The organism is Neisseria sp. P0021.S007 (assembly GCF_051956855.1).
Window position 1 is genome coordinate 1 of sequence record NZ_JBQCXA010000123.1, and the last position, 1133, is coordinate 1133.

The window sequence follows — 1133 nt, forward strand, 5'->3', positions numbered from 1 at the left end:
CATTATTGCCACTCTGCCCTATGCAGCCTTAGCAGAAAACACGGCAACACCCCGGCCCGAACAAACTGCCGAGCTGCAAACTGTCAACGTAACCGGCAAAAACCGTTCTACCCGCACCGAAAACCGCGACTCCTACACAACTTCAGCCATGCGTACCACCACCGGCCTTGCCTTGTCCCCGAAAGAAACGCCGCAGTCGGTGAGCGTGATTACCAAGACACAAATCAATGAGCAGGGGATTACCAACTTGGTTGATGCCCTGAAAACCACTACCGGTGTCAACGTCATCCGTGATGCCGGCATTCCGCGCTTCCAATCGCGCGGGTTCTATATCGACCAAATCGAAGAGGACGGAATCTCATCTACCGTCCCCGGCGCCATCAACAATCCGATGTATGACGCGCAAAGCATGAACGACATCGCCGTTTACGACCATATCGAAGTCGTGCGCGGTGCGACCGGGCTGACGCAGGCAAACGGCGAGCCAGGCGGTACGTTGAACGCCGTACGCAAACGCCCCACCGGCGAACGCATTATTCAGAGTGAAGCCCAAATCGACCGCTTCGGTAAAGTCCGCACCACGGGGGACTTTTCAGGTCTTCTGAACGATGAAAGCACTTTGCGCGGCCGCGCCGTCGTCGCATTGGAACGCGACAAAAATTTCAAAGACCGCGTCAAAGGCGGCAATGCCACGCTTTACGGCGTGATGGACGCATCCGTCGGCGACAACACCAAAATCACTTGGGGCGGCCTCTATCAGCGCAAACACACCAAGCCCGACGACTGGGGCGTGGCATTGAACCTGCCGCGCGATACCTATCTGGGCTACAACTGGAACAAAGGCATTTACGACAAGGCGAACGCATTCGCCGAAGTAGAGCACTATTTCAACGACAACTGGCGTTATACCGGCAAGCTGGATTACAACTACAACGAAAATATCAAGAAAAACAGCGGCATTTACAATACGTCCACGTCCTACGCAGGCTACACGCCCGGCAGCACATTGGCTTCGGGCTGGTTGAGCCGTTACGACAATGACGAAAAACAACTGACTTTCAAAAACAATTTGAACGGCAAATTTGAAATTGCGGGCGTGCCGCAGGAAATCTTTACCGAATACACTTATACGC

At 54.1% G+C, this 1133-nt stretch carries 1 protein-coding gene; it reads left to right on the forward strand.

The genetic code is table 11. From position 1 onward, the window contains the following. Window positions 1–1133: TonB-dependent siderophore receptor (locus tag ACTHUR_RS11620; RefSeq protein WP_440398673.1), on the forward strand; the 1133-nt coding region annotated here is incomplete at both ends.